The sequence below is a fragment of the Streptomyces sp. NBC_01571 genome (genome assembly GCF_026339875.1).
Taxonomy (GTDB): domain Bacteria; phylum Actinomycetota; class Actinomycetes; order Streptomycetales; family Streptomycetaceae; genus Streptomyces.
In genome coordinates, this window is record NZ_JAPEPZ010000002.1 from 888656 (window position 1) to 906486 (window position 17831).

Genomic DNA, 17831 nt, shown 5'->3' on the forward strand with positions numbered 1-17831 from the left:
TTCCTCCCAAGAGCCTATGGAACGGGCTCTGAACTCGAACGTCGCAGCGGCTGTCAAGCTCCGGTTGTTTTCCCCAGCCCCGAAACCACACGCTCATGCGCGTATCTGAGAGAGTGTCATATACTCGTCTCTTGAGATGAGCTTGCGAAGATTGCCTGCGACCCCTGACCCCGTGAACCCCTCCCCCTCAGGCCGTAATCGCTATGTGGGGGTTTGAAAGATGTCACGTGACAGTCAGGCTCCGTGCAGGTACCCCATCCTCCACGACTCGGTTGCTCATGGAGGACAGGGGGCTTGCGTGGAACGTTGTCGCGCGGTGGTGCCTCAGACCGCCCAAGTATTCGATAGACATCAAGCGTAGGCCGGAAGGCCCGGAGGTGCACGCTGAGCCTTTTCATCTTGATCAGGTGGCGAGTTTGAGGGCAACGATGGCTTGGACGATGGCGGTGATCCGGGTGGTGCTGCAACGGTACTTCCGCAGGAGGCGCCAGCACTTGAGGGTGGCCACGGCGCGCTCGCCGAGGCTGCGAGCCTCGGCTTGATCGCGGTTGTGACGGCGACGCCAGCCGCACAGGTTCTTGCCTTGGGCGCCCGAAGCGGCCAGAAGGTCGACGGCCCGCGGAAGGCGGCGACCTGGACAGCTGGATGACGCCGAGGAACTCGGCGAGCCTCTCGACCCGGCGGGTGGAGACGCCCAGCCGGTAGGCAGTGGCGACCACACTGATGAGGGCCTGGTCGCCCTGGCGGCGGCGTTCGAAGAGCCAGAGCGGGAAGTAACTGCCTGTCCTGAGCTTGGGGGTTGCGATCGCGCAGCCCTCCGGCCGACGCGTCAACAGCGACGTTGGGCCGTGACGATTGTCCAGGTCCGCGCGTCGGCACTTGCTCAGCTTGTTATGCATCTCTGCGTGGCCTCGCTAGAGGTTGTCCCGTATGGGGTGCGAGCTATCCAGTGAGGGTCAGGTTGTCGAGCCGGGCGATGCCAAGCATCGCTTGGTGAACGCCGTTGTTCTTGAGCGGGCAGTCCGGCGGGATCTTCCAGTTCTTCAGCCGGGACAGCGCATGCTCCACCCGTGCACGGGCTCGGCGGTGGACGGCGTTCTCCGCTTCCTGTTGCGGGTTCAGATGCGTCTGGCCTCGGCGTTCACGATCTGGGAACAGGCCAGTGCCCTGGTAACGGCCGTCCGCGATGGTCAGGGCACCGCGGCAGACGAGATCCACACCGGACTCGGTGAAGGCCTGGCAGTCGTCCCGGCTGCCAGGCAGCGGCAAGCCGATGGCCACGACCAGGCGGCTGTTGGCGTCGATGACAACTTGCAGGCTCGTCGACTACCGGTAGTTCTTGCTCGAAGACGCGATGGTGCGGTCGCGGGTAGGCACCAGCGTGCGGTCGACCACGTAGACGGTGTCCTTGCGCGGCCATCGGGCCGGCGAGATCGCCAACAACGGTGCGAGGTGGTCGAGGATCCTATCACGCGGCGGACTTCGACACTCCGAACAACGGCTCCACTTGCCTCAACGTGAGGTTCATTCGCCAGTACGTCGCCAGCAACACCCGACCTTCGAGCAGCAACCGCCACGGCCGGCCACGCTGCGCATCGCCGCCACGACGCCGCACCAGACCCACCAGCCTGGCGAACTGCACCTCGGTCAGAGCGCGAACGGCTCGATCCACTTCGGATCATCACCTGAAACCACCCCACCCATGCCCAGTCAACACACCACCCGCCGAATCGGTTACGGGACAACCTTTAGCCCCCTGACCTGGGGTGTCATACAGACATGCCTCGTCCCGCTTGCCGTGCTCCATAGAGCGGACGGTCGACTACCGACGGCTCCCGACGATCAACGGAGGGAGCCGATCAGTCCTTCACGGCGGCGAACAGGAGATTGAGTCCCTCCGTCATGGTCGGGTGAGTAATGATCATGTCTCGCAGCGCGGTATAAGGCATGTCGGCCAAAATGGCCGTCTGCACTGTGGTGAGGGTTTCCCCGGCTTCTGGCCCCAGCAGGGAGACTCCTAGAATGCGGTCCGTGCGCCGGTCGATGACCGCTTTCCAGAGGCCGTCCGTCTCCCGCATGGTGCGAGCGCGCGGAATGGCGGCGACAGGGAGTTTGGCGATGCGGACGTCGTGCCCCGCGGCCCGCGCCTGCTCCTCGGTGAGGCCCACGCGGGCCAGCTCGGGTGTCAGGAAGATCGTGTATGGGATGAGCCGGTCCTTGGTGCTGCGCGAGCCGCCCGCAAGGTTCTCCTTCAGGATGCGGTAGTCGTCCAGTGAGACATGCGTGAACTGAGGGCTCCCTGCCACGTCCCCGGCAGCCCAGATTCCTGGGGCGGAGGTGGCCAGTCGTTCGTCCGTCGCGACGTAGCCCTTGTCGTCTACGTCCACGCCGGCGGCGGACAGATTGAGGTCGGAGGTGACAGGCGCGCGTCCCGTTGCCACGAGGAGGGCGTCTCCTTCGAGCGAGGAGCCTTCACTCAGGGTGACGTGCACGTTTCCGTGGTTCCGGCGAATCTCCGAGACGGATACACCTGTCACGATACGGATGCCGTCACGGGTAAGGAGTTCGGTCACGCTACGTGCGATGTCCTCGTCCTCGCGGGGCAGGAGTCGGTTCCCTGCCTCGACGAGCGTCACTTGTGTACCGAAGGTGACGAACATCTGGGCGAACTCGAGGCCGATGGCCCCCCCGCCGATGATGACCAGGTGCTGAGGAAGCCGCTCCAAGTCGAGTAGCGAGTCGCTGGTCAGATAGCCCGCCTCCGACAAGCCGGGAATCGGCGGGATGAACGGGCGGGTTCCAGTATTGATCACGGTCTGCGCCCCGCTGAGAGTGCGGGTCCCTCCCCCGCTGAGAGCCACCTCCACGGTGCCCGGGGCGACGAAATGGGCCTGGCCGAGGACGAGGTCCATCCCCGAGTCGAGAAACTGCTTGTGATTGATGGCAACCATGCCCTCAACCACGCCGACCTTGTGCTCCAGGAGACTCTCGGAGGTCACCCGCGGAGCCTCGACCTCGACCCCCACCTGGCCGGCATGGCGCAGGGACCTGAGTGTGCGGGCACTGCTCACCAGTGCCTTGGTAGGGATGCACGCCACATTAATGCAGGAACCACCGATCATGTCTCGCTCGACCATGACGACAGATTTGCCGCTCCTGGCGGTGTCCATGGCGAGCGTCTTGCCCGCCTTTCCACCACCTACGACCAGGAGATCGAATCGTTCGACAATGCCAGTCATTAATGCTCCACAGGTTGGATGGTCGCCGGTCGAGCGCGTCGCTGTCGACAGCGTCGGGGGAGAGCCGCGGCGTTGTTGCCCACGGTAACAGATAGACCAGTCGGTCTACGAGTATGATGGGGGCATGCCCCTCAAGCCTGCCCGACAGCTGCCAGCGGAGCGCCTGCTCAAGGCGGCCTCCGAACTCTTCCTGAGGCAAGGAATCCGCGCAGTCGGCATCGACCGGATCCTCGCTGAAGCGAACACGGCCAGGGCAAGCCTGTACCAGACCTACGGATCAAAGGACGCCCTTGTCGTCGCCTACATGGAACAGTGCGACGAACGGGATCGCGCCGCCTTCCAACAGGCCGTTCGCGGCGAGTCCGACCCGATCTCGAGGATCCTGATGATCTTCGACCTGGACGCGCGTACCGCCCCCCGCAACGAGTTCCGAGGCTGCTCCTATGGCAACGCGGTGACCGAATTCCCGGAGCGCGACCATCCCGTTCACACGGTGGTCGACCGCCACCGCAAATGGATACTCGACGCATGGACCCGGGATCTCGCAGCTCTGGGCGTACCCCAACCAGCCAAGACGGCCGAAGAATTGCTGCTGCTTCACGACGGCGGCCTTCGGGGATCTCAGTTCAGCAGGTCGGTGAAGCCCATCCGCCAGGCGAAGGACATGGCGGCGGAACTCATCGCCCGCCAACTCCAGGCTAACTCTGAGTAGAGCGAACTCCTCGATAACGGCCAGCGGGGGCCTGAGCCGGCGGGACAACTGGATGCACCTCATCCGGTTCAACGCCGCCACTGGGACGAAGTCTCCCGAAGACTGAGCAGTCGGGTATGCGTGCGCCTTGGCTGCGCTTGTGGGCGCTGATCGAGCCGTTGCTGCCGCCTCGGCCCGAGCGGTCTCCGGGGCCGAAGCCGGCGGCGGACCGGCTGTGTTCGCAGGGCACATCCACGACGCCTTCGTCTCCCTGGCATGCAGCCTCATCTGCTGGCGACGCCTCAAGAAGGCCCACCCATGACCCTTTTACGAGCTCCAAGAGCCCGAAGACCGAGGCGGCTCAGGTCAGCTTCTTCCCCCGGTGGGGCGATCTCGTCGCCCGGGTCGGCTCAGCCCCCATGAGGGCTGTGCCGAGTCACTTCCTGCCGAGCCGCCGGCTGCCCCAAGGTCTCTGCAGATCCATCGGCGACGAAGCCGTTCCCGCCTATCGCGGCCCCGACGGATCGGCCGGTCGATTCGGCAGAACCTTGGCATTCTTGGCGGCGGCTGCCGCGACGGTTGCCAGGTCTTCGCCCGAAAAGCCGGCGCGGCTCAGCACCGCCAGAGATTTGTTCGTCGCCAGCGTGCACAACGCCAGCTCTGCCACCTCCTGCTCACCGGTCCCCGCCGCCAGCAACGCCTGCTCCAGCATCGCCCGCAAACCGTCGATCATGGCGCGGACCGTCGCCTGACCCTCCGCGTCGAGGGCCGGGAACTGCGTTGCCGACACCGTGAGCAGGCAGCCATCCGGGACCGTCGGGTCGGCGATGCGGTTCAGGGCGACCTGCAGGAAGGCGGCCACAACGGCGCTCGGGCTCGGGTGGGGGCCGGACAGTGCCTGCTCGTACAGCGGGTGGTAGGTCTGAGCGTACCGTTGGAGGCTTTTCCGGAAGAGGGCGCTCTTGTCGCCGAAGGTGCCGTAGAGCGAGCCCCGGCCCAGGCCCGTGCCCTCGGTCAGGCGATCGATCGAGGCCTCCGAATAACCCCAGCGCCAGAAGACGTGCATCGCACGTCGTAGCGCCTCGTCCACGTCGAATTGCTTGCGGCCTGCCATGGTCCTCAGCCTACACATGTTGTACCGATCGTTCAAAGATTGGTATGGTCGCTGCCATGACAAGCTTGCGTTCGCTGCGACTGCCTGACGGATTCCTTGACGTCTTCACCAGCCGGCTCGTGGAGGTGAACGGGCTGCGGCTGCACACGGTCACCGGTGGGGACGGCCCGGCGCTGCTGCTGATCGGCGGGTGGCCCCAGACCTGGTACGCCTGGCGGCAGGTGATGCCCGCGCTCGCCCGCCAGCACACCGTCGTCGCCGTCGACTCACGCGGGTCCGGGCTCTCCGACAAGCCCGACGACGGTTACGACGCCGGCACGCTGTCCGCCGACCTGGTCGCGTTGATGGCCGCGCTCGGGCACGACCGGTTCGACGTGGTCGGCCACGACATCGGTACGTGGACCGGATATGCCCTCGCCGCCGATCACCCCGAGCGAGTGGGCCGCCTCGCCATCGTCGAAGCAGTGATCCCCGGTCTCACGCCGTCCCCGCCGTTCTTCGGCCCGGCCGCGGTCAACCTGAAGCTCTGGCAGTTCGGCTTCAACCGGCTCACCGACCTCAACGAGGAACTGGTCCGGGGACGGGAGCGGCTCTTCTTCGGTTACCAGTTCGCCAAGAAGGCAGCCACCCCGGACGCGATACCCGCGTACGCCGTCGACGTCTACGTCGACGCGATCACCGCGGATCCTCGCGCGCTGCGGGCGAGCTTCGCGTACTACCGGGCGCTGGATGAGACGATCGCGCAGAACGAGCAGCGCAGCAAGACCCGGCTGACGCTGCCGGTGCTCGCCCTCGGCGGCGCGCTGTGGAGCGGTGCGAATGCCGCCCAGACGATGCGGCTGGCGGCCGACGACGTCACGGGGGTCGTCCTCGACGACTGCGGCCACTACCCAGCCGAGGAGCAGCCGGCGCGGTTTGTCGAGATCCTGGAGGACTTCCTCGCGGCCAACCGGTAGCAGGCACGCCACACGGTTGAACCGCGCGAGCGACAGGCAGAGCTTCACAAACTCCGCTACGTCGTCGACCAGGCCTTCACCCTCCTCCACCAGTTCAAACGCCTCGCCATCCGATGGGCACGACGCCTCGAACTCCACGACGCCTTCGTCTCCTGGCATGCAGCCTCATCTGCTGGCGACGCCTCAGGCACAGCATGCCTACCTCGCCCTGAGGAAAGTCCGGCACACGGCCATCCGTGTCATACGCGACGTTTCAACGGGGGGATTGTGCGCTTCAAGGAGGCAGTCCTCTCGGGAAAGGTCGACTTCTCCCGCACTGCGTTCGACGAGGGAGAGGTCTACTTCAACGACGCGCAGTTCGCCAGAGGCACGGTCGACTTCAACGGCGCCCGGTTCAGGGGCAGTGAAGTGGATCTATCCGGCGCGGCGTTCTCCGGCAGCAGAGTGGACTTCAGGCTCTGCCAGTTCGCCACCGGCACCGTTGCCTTCGTCGGCAACCAGTTCTCCGGCGGCAATGTCGCCTTCAACCGCGCGAGGTTCCAGGGCGGCACGGTCGACTACTCCAGCGCAGTCTTCTCCGGCGGCACGGTCTCCTTCGAGGGTGGTCGATTCTCCGACGGCACGGTCGACTTCGCGGGTGCTCGGTTCGACAGCGGCTCGGTCGACTTCACCATGGCGCGGTTCTCCGGCGCAGCCATTGGCGTCGACAGTGCGCAGTTCTCCGGCGCAACAGTCAGCTTCGACACGGTCAGCGGCGAGGCACCACCTGACCTGGTTCCGGCGAGCGGATCGCCCCTTCCTTCTGGTTTGACCCTGCCTCCCCACTGGTGAGCCATGCCGTGCCATGCCTGCCATCCGGCCGTCACTGTTACCGGCGTTCGCACGACGTGCGCTCTCAGGTTGTGCGTGGCCGGAGGGTGTACGGCGCCTCGTGCCGAAGCATCCGTCGCACAGCCTCCGGATACCATCGATCGCTGCCGCGAGGCGGGAGCTGCTCCGCTTCCAGGCGGCGGCAGATCTCACGCAGCGAGGCGCCCGCCGCCTGTAGTTCCCGAGCCCGGGCGAGACCGACCTGCTCGGCGGGCTGCTCGACGCCGGAGCTTCCCTCAGCCGTAAAACCCGCTACGGCCTCACCGTCGACCCCGCCGAACGCGCCGCCCTCACCGCACGGGTATGACACCCTCACCTACGGCCGGCTGCGCGCTGCGCCCCCGCACCGAGGCGACGCCCGCCGAAGCCGATGCGGGACGGCCGGTGGAACTCATCCCGTCGCAGATGGCGGCCCTGCGCGTGTTCGTCCACCTCGCCGGGCGGCTCCGGATCCCGCCCGCTGACGGGCTGGCCGAGCAGGTCCGTACGGCGTCGTGTGATCACGGGATCGAACGGCGGCGGCTACATCTGGCCGAGGAGCAGATCGCTTCGGTGGCGTACGGGTTCTGGCCGCACCGGATGACCGGCTCCGCCGCGGAAGCCAACCGCTTCACTCGCGAGTACGGCGCCACCTACACCCCGTCCCCAACCGAGCAGGACCACCTGCCGAAGGGCGCCGGCGCCGCAGGAGGCGGGCCGCCCACCGCACCGGCCGGCCCTCCAGCAGGGACAGCTCCGCCCGGTCCTCCGGATCGGCCAGCTCCACCAACCCCTGGTCTGCCAGGGCGGCGGCCTGCTGCTGATGGGGCAGGAGGAACTCCGTATCGAGTGTCCAGCCATGCCCTGCCACCTGCCCGGACTCGCACAATGCCTCCAAGACGGGCAACACTCGCCCCCAGCCCCACATCCCGCTCCCCCACCCGCGGCTCCGCACCCATTGGTCTCCACCGACCGTAGGCACGGCCTGGGCCCACGGGGCGCGGAGAGGGGAAAGGCCCAGCCCACCGAGTGACCAGGCCAACCGTGCTGCCTCCGCCCAGGCCGGAAGCCCGGCCCCGGAGCCGACGAGGTGCCTGGCAGGAGCAACAGAACGATGTCCCTCCACACGCCGGTCAGCCCGCGACCGGCTGCCGCGTTCAGAATCGGGCCGTGGTGTGAGGGGCCGGAGCCATGTGGTCGGTGAACCAGTCACGGGCCAGGCCGGTTACCTGCTCCAGGGTTCCGGGCTCCTCGAAGAGGTGGGTGGCTCCGGGAACGACAGCGAGATCGTTCTCGCAGCGCAACCGCGCCTGCGCCCCACGATTGAGGTCGAGCACGAGTCGGTCGTGGCCGCCGACGATGAGCAGAGTGGGGGCGGTCACGGCCGGCAGCCGTGGGCCAGCGAGGTCGGGCCGCCCGCCGCGGGAGACGACCGCGGCGATCCGCGCGTCGGGCTCGGCGGCGGCCCAGAGCGCGGCGGCAGCGCCGGTGCTGGCGCCGAAGTAGCCGACGGCCAGTCCCTGGGCCTCGGGCTGCTCACGCAGCCAGCCGGTGGCGTCCGTGAGCCGTCGGGCCAGGAGATCCGTGTCGAAGACGTTGGCCCGGTCGGTCGCCTCTTGTTCGGTGAGGAGGTCGAACAGCAGGGTGCCCAGACCCGCGCCGTTCAGGCCGGCCGCGACGAACCGGTTGCGCGGGCTGTGCCGGCTGCTGCCGCTGCCGTGCGCGAACACCACGATCCCGAGCGCGCCCTCGGGCACCGTCAGCTGTCCCCGCAGCACCAGCGGACCCGCGCGCACATCCGCCTCCCGGTCCTCGGGCGCGCTCTGCCCCGTCGGGGCCCGGCGGGCGCTCACCGGGCGGGCGAGCGCCTCCTCCAGGCAGGCGACGACCTCGTCGTCGTCGGTCTGGGAGAAGTCGGCGTAGAACTGCCCGATCGCGTAGAAGTCCCACGGCGTGTGCGGGCACACCAGCTCGTCGGCGTCAGCACCCAGCCGCGCGGTCCAGTCGTGCGGGGCCACGGGAACCGCCAGTACAACCCGTGCGGCTCCGCGAGCGCGGGCGATCTGGCAGGCCGCGCGCGCCGTCGAACCGGTGGCGACTCCGTCGTCGACGACCAGTACCGTGCGGCCCGTCAGGACTGCCGGTTCCCGTCTGCCCCGGTAGCGCCGTGCACGGCTTTCGAGTACCTCCCGCTCGCGTGCCTCGACCTCGGCCAGCTCGTGCGGGGTGACACGCGCGCTACGCACGACCTCGTCGCTGATCACGCGGACGCAACCTTCGCCGATGGCCCCCATGCCCAGCTCCGGCTGGAACGGCACACCCAGTTTGCGCACCAGGCAGACGTCCAGCGGCGCGCCCAGCGCCTTCGCGACCTCCGCAGCGACCGGGACCCCTCCACGAGGCAACCCCAGCACCACGACGTCGGAACCTTTGAAGTGCTTCAGCAGGGCCGCCAGCTGTCGGCCGGCATCTCGACGATCCAGGAAGAACACGATCCGGCCTCCTCGCCCCAGGGAACACGGCGGACAACGCGATGCGCATGTGCCCCTTTCTTCTATCCTCACCCCAGCGGAGAACGAATGCGCACCATTGTGGGAGGCGCTCTCGGATCTGGGGTGTGCCCTCCCGCGTGTGGACCGTGTGGGGGATCACGGCGTCACCGCTGCGGGACGCGATCACGGCGTCACGGTGAACCGCCTGATCACCCGAGAACCACTCGACGGAGTCCAGGCCCCAACATCCTTGCCCTCAAGTAGTGGTGACAGCCCGTCATTGAATCCACGGGGCTGCCGACTGGGCCTTGCGGCCGACCCGCCCAGGTGGACGGCACCAGCACGACGACCAAGGAATGCGGATCGCCGTCAAGGGGGCCCCGAAGCACTCCTGCCGCTGTGCACCGCGACCAGACAAGCCGACGGGATGGCCGGCCCGCTCTCCGAGGAACGACGCCGTACGAACGCCGCTCACGTGGACACACTCGCCCGTCAGGGGCTGCGGGCCCTGGCTGCGGCAGAGCGGCAACTGGCCGCCGGCGCCAAACTGCCGCAGAGCCGCGAGGAGGCCGAAGACCGGCTGATCTTCCCGGGGCTGATGGTGATGGCCGATCCGCCCCGCCCGGAGGTGGCCGACGCGGTCGCCCGCTGCCACAGTGCCGGAATCCGGATCATCGTGGTCTCCGGCGGCCTGGAACCGAAGGTGGTAACCGGATACGTACTCGACCGCATGCCCGAACACGAACTCGACCCAATCCTGCGCCACCACCAGGAGCTGATCTTCGCCCGCACATCCTCGGAGGCAAAGCTGCGGATCGCCGACGCGCTGCGCGCCGAAGGCCACGTCGTGGCGATGACCGGCGACGGCGTCAACGAGGCACCCGCCCTGCGCCGGGCTGACATCGGGGTCGCCATGGGCCGCTCCGGCACCGACGTGGCGCGCGAGGCGGCCACGATGGTGCTCACTGACGACTACTTCGCCACCATCGTCGCCGCGGTGCACGCGGGCCGCCGCGTCTACGACAACATCCGCAAGTTCGTCTGCTACATCCTCGCCCCCACCACCCTGGAGGTCGCCCCGTTCCTGGTCTACGCCCTGGCCAGGCGGGGCCGTACCGCTGCCGCTGACCACGGTCCAGTTTCGGCGAGGCGGCCCTCGATGAGGTCGGGGCGTCGTTGGATGCGGCGCAGGCCTCTGCGGACGGCGTCGACAAGGTGGTCATCGCCTGGGAGGGCCGCCTCACAAGGGACGTCTCGGTGTTGCCAAGCGCGTGGGGCCTGGCACGATCTACTGAACGTGCGCCCCTGCCTTGATCACACGGCTAGGGTGCTGACATCGGGTGGCAGGACGGGGTAGTACATGGCTGAGCAGGCGTTGGACGAACCGTGAGCCGCAACGGTGCACAGCCGGGCGGCGCCTTGGTCGGGGAATCGCGGGGTGAGCTGTCCCCTCGCGCGGAGCGGACGTTGTGGTGGGGGTCGGCGGGTCTGGTGCTCACCATCCTCGGCGCCTCGGTGTCCGTGGCCGGTACAGAGAACGTCCGCCGGATGCCGATTGCCCTGACTTTGGTCCTCGCACAGGCGGGTGCCCTGAGGTGGCAGGCGCGCGCCCCGGTCACCGTCCTCGCCGTGAATGCGGCGTCGGGGCTCGTGGTGTGGGCGCTGCTGCCCGCGGTGACCTTGACGGGGGCGATGCTCGCGGCGCAGATCACGCTGTGCGTGCTGTCGGCCATCCGGCCGTGGCGGGCGTCGGTGTGGGCGCTCGCGGCCATGTGTCTGGCGGCGCCCCTCGCGTTCGGGGCGGGCGGGCCGGCCGGTGTGGCGGTCTGGCTGCTGACGGTGATCCTCGCGTGGACCGCTGGACAGTGGCGCAGCGCCCAGAAGGCACGAACGAGGGCGGAGTTGCGCCGTGCCGTGGTGGAGGAGCGGGCGCGGATCGCGCGGGAGGTGCACGACGTCGTGGCGCACACCTTGTCGGTAGTGGTCATTCAGGCTGGGGCGGCGGACGATGTGTTCGCGCAGAGGCCCGAACAGGCTCGTCAAGCGCTCCGGGCCATTGAGACCGGCGCCCGCTCCGCCCTCGGTGAACTGCGTCTGCTGCTAAGGGCGTTCAGTTCCGACGAGGACGAGGACAGGACCATGGAGCAGCGGGAGCCGGGGTCCTGGCTCGCGCGTCTGGAGGAGCTGGCCGAGACGGTACGAGCTACTGGGATGGCCGTGCGCGTGTATCACGAGGGTGCCACTGGAGGGTTGCCGGCGGCAGTGGACAAGACGGCGTACCGGATCGTCCAGGAGGCACTGACCAACACGCTGCGTCACGCGGTCGACGCCGACGAGGTGAGTGTGCGCGTGGCGGCCTCGGGGGACTGTGTAGAGGTGACGGTGGTCGACAACGGACGTACGACGCAGAGCAGCTCGCCCGCGGCAGGCGCAGGACGCGGTCTGGTGGGCATGAAGGAGCGCGTACGGCTCGTGGGCGGCAGTCTGCGCGCCGGCCCGGTGCGCGGAGGCGGGTTCGAGGTGACGGCGCGGCTGCCCGTGGAGCGTGCGTCATGACCCTGCGCGTGGTGGTGGCCGACGACCAGGCTCTGGTCCGTACCGGGTTTCGTATGATCATCGACGCGCGGGACGACCTCGAGGTGGTCGGTGAGGCTCCGGACGGCCGGGAGGCCGTGAGGCTGACTCGCGAACGGGCGCCGGACGTGGTGGTGATGGACGTGCGCATGCCCGTGGTGGACGGTATCGAGGCGACGCGGCAGATCGTGCGGTCCGGCAGTCGGGCCCGGGTCCTCGTGCTGACCACCTGGGACGTCGACGCACACGTCGTCGCCGCCCTGCGGGCGGGGGCCAGTGGCTTCCTGCTCAAGGACATCCGCCCTGGTGAACTCGTCGAGGCGATCCGCCTTACCGCGCGAGGAGACGCGCTGCTCGCGCCGACTGTGCTGAGCCGAGTCCTCGACCGGTTTCTGCGCACCACACCCGACCTGGCGCCACCGCCCTCCCTGCGAGACCTCTCCAGCCGCGAGCGGGAGGTGCTCACCTTGATCGGGCAGGCACTGTCGAACGCGGAGATCGCCGAGCGGCTGGGCCTGTCGGAGGCCACGGTCAAGAACCACGTCACCGCGGTACTGCGGAAGCTGGACGTGCGCGACCGCGTGCAGGCCGTCGTCGCCGCCTACGACCACGGCCTCGTACGGCCGCGCCGCCCCTGACGGTCCGGCCTCCTCCTTGGGGAGGAGACGGGGCCGGACTCCTCCCCTGTTCCCAGCGACGGACCCTTCCTGCGGCCGATCCCTGACCAGAGCGCCGGGCCCTACGGTCGAGGTGTGATCGAAGACCTGGCCTGCACCATGTATCTGCTCGCCCATGACGCCGCGGCCGAGGGCCTCTACGACCGTGGCCGGACGGAGCTGCTGGTCCGTGCCGCCGCCCTGATCGACCTGGCGGCGCGCGGCCGACTGAAGGAGGACGGCGGCACGGTCGTCGAGTCCGGCGGCGAACCGACCGGCGCCCCGGTTCTGGACGGTGTGCTGCGCGACATCGGAGCCGGGCACAGCTGGAAGCACCTCGTGCGCCGCCACCGCAAGCGGACCCTGACGGCGGTGGAGGACCGGCTCGTGGCGACGGGACTTCTCACCGTGAAACCGACCCGCACACGCCTGGGCGGACGGAGGCTGATGGTGACGCGACACGCCGAAACCGCCGACGCCCGCTCCCGCGTGATCGTGGCGATGCATGGGGACACACCCGTGCGGGAGATCCCCGTCGCGGACGCCGCACTGCTGGCACTGACCGCGGCGGGCCGCGTCCGCACGGTCCTCTCGCGCCAGGACCGGGAGACGCACCGAGACCGCATCGACGCCTGTACGCAGAGCCTCGCCGCCCTGGCGCCCGGCCTGGAGAAAGCCGTACGCGCTCTGCCGATGACCATGGTCGCCGCGCGGGGCGGCATGGGCGGCGGCTGACCACGGGAGGAGACGACCACCATGTACCGCACCCTGACCACTCTGGGCTGCGCCCTGATCGCCGCTCTCGCGACGGCTTGGGTCCCGGCGCCGGCGACAAAGCCCGCCCGGCCCGCCACCGCCACGGTACGCACCCACGACGGGACGGTGCGGGGCGCCAGTCACGACGGCTACCGCACCTTCGAAGGCATCCCCTACGCGGCGCCCCCGGTCGGCCGGCTGCGCTGGGTCCCGCCCCGGCCTCCCGTCCACTGGCCCGGGGTGCGGGATGCCACTCGGCCCACGAGCCCCTGCCCCCAGCCAGCCGGCGAGGTGCCTGGCGGCAGCACCGACGAGGACTGCCTCCACCTGAACATCACCACGCCCGACGGCGCCGAGCCGGGACGTCCCCGACCGGTGATCGTGTGGCTGCACGGAGGCGGGTTCACCACCGGTGCGGGCAGCTCGTACGACGCTCACCGCATGGCCACACGGGGTGACGTGGTGGTAGTGACCCTCAACTATCGGCTGGGAGAACTCGGGTTTCTGGCGCACAGCGGATTACCTGGCTCCGGCACCTTCGGCCTGACCGACCAGCAGGCGGCGCTGCGCTGGGTACGCACCGAGATCGGCGCCTTCGGCGGTGACGCGCACCATGTGACGCTCGCCGGTGAGTCGGCGGGCGGGTACAGCGTCTGCGCCCAACTCGCTTCCCCTGCCGCTTCGGGCCTCTTCGACCGGGCGATCATCGAGAGCGGCCCGTGTGACAGCGGCCCGGATCAGCCGTTCGCCCCGTCCTCCATCTCGCTGCCCACGGCCCGCGCCGAGGGCTCAGACTTCGCGGCGCGGGTCGGGTGCGGCTCGGGTCGCAACGTCCTGGCCTGCCTGCGGCGAGTGAAGGTGTCCCGACTGCTCGCGGCTCAGGACGCCGATCAACAGCCCGCGTACACCACTCCATTGTTGCCGAGTGACCCCGCGACGGTGCTTGCCGCCGGTCGTTTCCCTCGCGTCCCCACGCTCATCGGCAGCACCCATGACGAGGGCAATGGCTGGGCCGCAGGGATCATCCAAGCCGGCCATCCTGTCACTCCGAACACCTGGCGGGACGTAGTGGCGACCTTCTTCCCCGCGCCGGGGCGGGCGAAAGCGATCGTCCGCGCGTATCCGGTGCATCGCACCAACGGCGGCCCGGTGTTCGGCGCGGTCATCGGTGACGCCGACTTCGCCTGCCCGACGGAACGCACCGTCGGACTTCTCACCGATCAAGTACCGGTATGGCGCTACGAGTTCGCCGACGAACATGCTCCGCCCCTCACCTCGGGCACACCGCCCTTCCCGCTCGGCGCACCGCACGCGAGCGAACTGCCCTACCTCTTCGACCTGGGCGGCCGCCCCCGCGACCTGACCGCGGCGCAGCACCGGCTGGCATACACCATGATCGACTACTGGAGCCGCTTCGCCCGCACCGCAGACCCGAACGGGCCCTCCTCACCGCCCTGGCCGCGGCAGGCGGTGCTTTCCCTGGCCCCGGACCACATCGTCCCCACCCACACGGCGGGGGCCCGCCACCACTGCGCGTTCTGGAAAACGCTCGGTCGAGCACAGCGGTAACTCGGGCCGGGCCGGCCGGCATCGCTCGAACAGCGCGAGCCGCATCCCGCAAGGCAAGGGGCGAACGAACAGGCGGATCACACATCGCCGGAAACAAAACCCACCATCCGAACCTCCGGGGGACAGTCATGAACGAAACCACCGCCAGGCGCCTGACGGGCTACACGGGCGTCGCCGCCGCCATCGCCTTCATCGTCGAAGTGCCCCTCTACTTCCTCTACTCCGGCCCGCCGCCGGACGCGAACGTCCTGTCCAGACTGCTGGTCGGAATCATCGCGCTGGCGTTCCTGATTGCGTTCGTCGTACTCTTCCGCGAACTGGTCAGGGCGGCAGCCCCCGCCTACGAGTGGGTAGGGACGGCGGCCTTTGCCGCCGGACTGGTCTATGCCACGATCACCCTGGTGTCCAGCGGCTTGGAAGCCGGCGCGGTCATCGCGGCCGCCCACCCGATCGACCCGACCATCACGGTCAACGGCACCTACGTCCTTTACGGGACGATCGGCCGCCTCCTGCTCGCGTTCTTCCTGACCGCTGTCGGCTACGTCATCACCCGTGCGAACCTCCTGCCTCGCTGGACCGGCCGCACGGCCTACATTCTGGCGGCGGCGAACCTGCTCTTCGTGCCGTCCCTGTTCTTCGGCAACACTCCCTCGCACTTCTACGCGGCGAACGGCTGGGGCACGACCGCCCTGATGGGCGCCCTCTTCAGCTATTGGATGCTGGCTCTGGGCATCTCCGCCCACCGAAGCGCCACCCGACACACACCCACCGCAGCACCGGCCCTGCAGCCCTGACGCCACCCAGGCAGCCCGAACCGCCACGAAACGAAAACGCGTCGGTGGGCGTGTGGGTCAGCCGCCCGGTGACCAGATTTCCGGGCCGCCTCCGTGCCACTCGACAACCGGCAGGACGGCTACGTCGACTTCGTCCAGGTCTTCCCAGCCGGCACGCCGCAGCAGCTCGGTCAGATCACGCAGACTGTGCGCCGCGCCCACAAGTTTCCTGTCCACCCACACGCGCCGACCTTCACCCTTCACGGGCAGGCAGACGATCACGGAACGTTCCCTCATTTCTCCAGCCTCACCCACTCCCCTTCACTGCGCACTCGGGACAGAACCCCGAGCCGCTCTGGGGTGGCTGCGTCAGTTCCAGGGCCGCGCGGACTACCCTGCGCTGCTCACCGGAGGGTCCCAGCCGAAACGGCACCGCACCTTCCCCAGCCCCGGGTGGCGTGGCCGCGGCGCGAGTCCTTGCGCCCATTTTGAATTCTTTGGAGGCTCCAGTGCGAAGCATTGTTCACGACCGGTTCGGCGAGCCGTCGGAGGTCCTGCGGGTGCGGAGGTCCCCGACCCGACGGCGCCCGGCCCTGGTGAGGTGCTGATCCGGGTGACGACGCGCCCCGTGCACCCTGGGGATCTCGCCGGCATTCGCGGTCGTTACACCACCGATCACACCTGCCGGCCCCGGTCACGCCGGGTATGGAAGGCGTGGGCATGGTTGAGGCGCTGGGAGACGGTATCGGCGCGGACTCCGGACTGACCGTGGGCCGGAATCAGTTCCGCTGCCAGGTTCCGGGTCGACTTCGTCGTCCAGCGCAGCGGCGACATCGGATCACCCCGCTCGTTTTCGTAGGCGTAGACCGGTTCTGAGATTCGGACCGTTCAAGGCGCCACATGTGGGCCGGGCTGGTGATGTGTCGCGTTGTTGCTGAGGATCTCCTTCAGCACCTGGCCTCGGTGCTGATCGACAAGGGGGAGCTGGCCGGAGCCCGGTGAGGATCACGGTGCGGACCACCGACGGAGTGGTGGTGGGGTGCCCGATGTTGGGCATGTCGGAAGAGGCGCCGCTTCACGGACCCGTCCCACTCGGGCCGAAAAGGCTCGGCCTGAGTGGGACGGGTCGTTCGGCGGCGCCAGCCTGCCGAACGACCTGCTTCCCGGGGGCGGGCCGTGTCAGCTTCTTCTGGTCCGACGGGCTGTCAGCAGCAGTGCGCCCCCCACAGCTGTGAGACCCGCAGCTCCGCCGAGCAACGCCCAGGTGCTTGACCCAGTGGAAGCGAGGGCTGTTGTTGACGGTTCAGGCGTTCGGCCCGCGGCCTGCTCGACGAGGTCGGTGACAGCCTCGGGGTGTGACAACGGGGCGACGTGGGAGGAGTGGATCTCAACCGTCACCGCGTGGGCCCGCTTCGCCATCCAGCGCTGGGCCGCAGCGGGAATGTTCTTGTCCTCCGCCGTGATCAGGTCATAGGCAGGAATGGTCTTCCAGGCCGCACCACTGGCCTTCTCATCCAGGGCCTTGGCGTCTACTGGACGCTGGCTCACTGCCAGGACGGAGGAGACCGACAGCGGAAGGTCGGCCGCGAATTGCTGGGGGAACTGGTCCTGGTTGACATACAGTTCGGTGCCGGTACCGCCGGAGAGCAAGGGGTAGGGCACTTTCTCCAGGGTTCCTGCCAGCGTACTTCCGGGGTACTTGCCCACTAGTTCGGCAGGGCTCTCGCCTTTTTCGGGCAGAAAACCCGCGACGGAGACCAGCGCCTTGACGTTCTTGCTGCTGAGCGCCGCTTCGTTGACCACAGCAGCACCGTAGGAGTGCCCCACAAGAATGACGGGGCCTTTGACGCTGCGCAGGACGCTCGCTGTGTAAGCGGCATCGTATTTCAGACCGCGCAGAGGGTTGGTCGACACCACCACCGGATAGCCGTCGCGACGCAGTTGTTTCGCAACCTGGCTCCAAGACGACGTGTCGAGGTTGGTGCCGTGGACGAGAACCACCGTGGGCTCGGCCGATCCGTGTGGTGTCTTCGAGGAACTCGAAGAGTCCGCAGAAGCGACCGCCGAAAGCGATGTTCCAGCGGCTACGAGAGTCGCTAGGAAGGCTATCGTACGCCTCACCCGCAGGGTGATAGGTGCTATACCTACGTCCATTTCTTCGC

At 68.4% G+C, this 17831-nt stretch carries 16 protein-coding genes and 4 pseudogenes; 10 read left to right on the plus strand and 10 right to left on the minus strand.

Translation table 11 applies throughout. The features are described 5' to 3' along the window. Positions 1-403: 403 nt before the first annotated feature. From OHB41_RS47150 to OHB41_RS47165, 4 genes and pseudogenes are all read right to left on the minus strand, one after another. Positions 404-550, minus strand: a pseudogene (locus OHB41_RS47150) (IS5/IS1182 family transposase); the annotation flags it as partial. Between the two features lie 67 nt (positions 551-617). Beyond that, positions 618-899, minus strand: a pseudogene (locus tag OHB41_RS52840) (transposase); the annotation flags it as partial. Positions 900-942: 43 nt separating this feature from the next. Continuing rightward, a pseudogene (locus tag OHB41_RS47160) lies at positions 943-1704 on the minus strand (transposase). Positions 1705-1859: 155 nt separating this feature from the next. Next, complete coding sequence (locus OHB41_RS47165) at positions 1860-3239, minus strand: dihydrolipoyl dehydrogenase family protein (protein WP_266708063.1); 1380 nt, start codon at positions 3237-3239, stop codon at positions 1860-1862. A gap of 124 nt (positions 3240-3363) precedes the next feature. On the opposite strand from OHB41_RS47165, the gene OHB41_RS47170 reads away from it, so the two are divergent. After that, positions 3364-3951: a TetR/AcrR family transcriptional regulator gene (locus tag OHB41_RS47170; RefSeq protein ID WP_266708065.1), complete on the plus strand. Its 588-nt coding sequence runs from the start codon at positions 3364-3366 to the stop codon at positions 3949-3951. 484 nt (positions 3952-4435) lie between these two features. On the opposite strand, the gene OHB41_RS47175 is transcribed toward OHB41_RS47170, so the two are convergent. Beyond that, positions 4436-5044, minus strand: coding sequence for a TetR/AcrR family transcriptional regulator (locus OHB41_RS47175; RefSeq protein WP_266708067.1), 609 nt, complete (start codon positions 5042-5044; stop codon positions 4436-4438). A 56-nt stretch (positions 5045-5100) separates the two neighbouring features. Between OHB41_RS47175 and OHB41_RS47180 the strand changes: the two genes are divergently transcribed. Together OHB41_RS47180 and OHB41_RS47185 are read left to right on the plus strand one after the other, a co-directional pair. Further along, complete coding sequence (locus tag OHB41_RS47180) at positions 5101-6000, plus strand: alpha/beta fold hydrolase (RefSeq protein WP_266708069.1); 900 nt, start codon at positions 5101-5103, stop codon at positions 5998-6000. Between the two features lie 267 nt (positions 6001-6267). Beyond that, positions 6268-6831, plus strand: coding sequence for a pentapeptide repeat-containing protein (locus tag OHB41_RS47185; RefSeq protein WP_266708071.1), 564 nt, complete (start codon positions 6268-6270; stop codon positions 6829-6831). 64 nt (positions 6832-6895) lie between these two features. Here OHB41_RS47185 and OHB41_RS52470 read toward each other — a convergent pair whose 3' ends face one another. Beyond that, positions 6896-7186, minus strand: a complete 291-nt coding sequence (locus tag OHB41_RS52470; protein WP_353962925.1) for a recombinase family protein — start codon at positions 7184-7186, stop codon at positions 6896-6898. Between OHB41_RS52470 and OHB41_RS47190 the strand changes: the two genes are divergently transcribed. Beyond that, positions 7174-7827 (plus strand): DUF6417 family protein, encoded by a 654-nt coding sequence (locus tag OHB41_RS47190; RefSeq protein WP_266708073.1) that lies wholly within the window; start codon positions 7174-7176, stop codon positions 7825-7827. The two genes, OHB41_RS52470 and OHB41_RS47190, sit on opposite strands and share 13 nt — an antisense overlap. Before the next feature lie 179 nt (positions 7828-8006). Here OHB41_RS47190 and OHB41_RS47195 read toward each other — a convergent pair whose 3' ends face one another. Continuing rightward, positions 8007-9341 (minus strand): phosphoribosyltransferase family protein, encoded by a 1335-nt coding sequence (locus OHB41_RS47195; protein ID WP_266708075.1) that lies wholly within the window; start codon positions 9339-9341, stop codon positions 8007-8009. 427 nt (positions 9342-9768) lie between these two features. On the opposite strand from OHB41_RS47195, the gene OHB41_RS47200 reads away from it, so the two are divergent. From OHB41_RS47200 to OHB41_RS47225, 6 genes are all read left to right on the plus strand, one after another. Continuing rightward, complete coding sequence (locus tag OHB41_RS47200) at positions 9769-10698, plus strand: HAD-IC family P-type ATPase (protein ID WP_266708077.1); 930 nt, start codon at positions 9769-9771, stop codon at positions 10696-10698. 29 nt (positions 10699-10727) lie between these two features. Beyond that, a complete protein-coding gene (locus tag OHB41_RS47205; protein ID WP_266708079.1) occupies positions 10728-11897 on the plus strand; it encodes a sensor histidine kinase in 1170 nt (389 codons plus the stop codon). Then, positions 11894-12553, plus strand: coding sequence for a response regulator (locus OHB41_RS47210; RefSeq protein ID WP_266708081.1), 660 nt, complete (start codon positions 11894-11896; stop codon positions 12551-12553). Before OHB41_RS47205 ends, OHB41_RS47210 begins: the two co-directional genes overlap by 4 nt. A gap of 114 nt (positions 12554-12667) precedes the next feature. Continuing rightward, on the plus strand, positions 12668-13306 hold the full coding sequence (locus OHB41_RS47215; RefSeq protein WP_266708083.1) for a GOLPH3/VPS74 family protein: 639 nt from the start codon (positions 12668-12670) through the stop codon (positions 13304-13306). A gap of 21 nt (positions 13307-13327) precedes the next feature. Beyond that, positions 13328-14896, plus strand: coding sequence for a carboxylesterase/lipase family protein (locus OHB41_RS47220; protein ID WP_266708085.1), 1569 nt, complete (start codon positions 13328-13330; stop codon positions 14894-14896). A 128-nt stretch (positions 14897-15024) separates the two neighbouring features. Beyond that, complete coding sequence (locus OHB41_RS47225; RefSeq protein WP_266708087.1) at positions 15025-15690, plus strand: hypothetical protein; 666 nt, start codon at positions 15025-15027, stop codon at positions 15688-15690. 57 nt (positions 15691-15747) lie between these two features. Here the strand turns inward: OHB41_RS47225 and OHB41_RS47230 are convergent, their stop codons facing one another. From OHB41_RS47230 to OHB41_RS47240, 3 genes and pseudogenes are all read right to left on the minus strand, one after another. Next, positions 15748-15951, minus strand: coding sequence for a hypothetical protein (locus tag OHB41_RS47230; protein ID WP_266695930.1), 204 nt, complete (start codon positions 15949-15951; stop codon positions 15748-15750). A gap of 393 nt (positions 15952-16344) precedes the next feature. Beyond that, positions 16345-16515: pseudogene (locus tag OHB41_RS47235) on the minus strand (ISAzo13-like element transposase-related protein); the annotation flags it as partial. A 333-nt stretch (positions 16516-16848) separates the two neighbouring features. Then, a complete protein-coding gene (locus tag OHB41_RS47240) occupies positions 16849-17670 on the minus strand; it encodes an alpha/beta hydrolase (protein WP_266708089.1) in 822 nt (273 codons plus the stop codon). Positions 17671-17831: the final 161 nt, after the last annotated feature.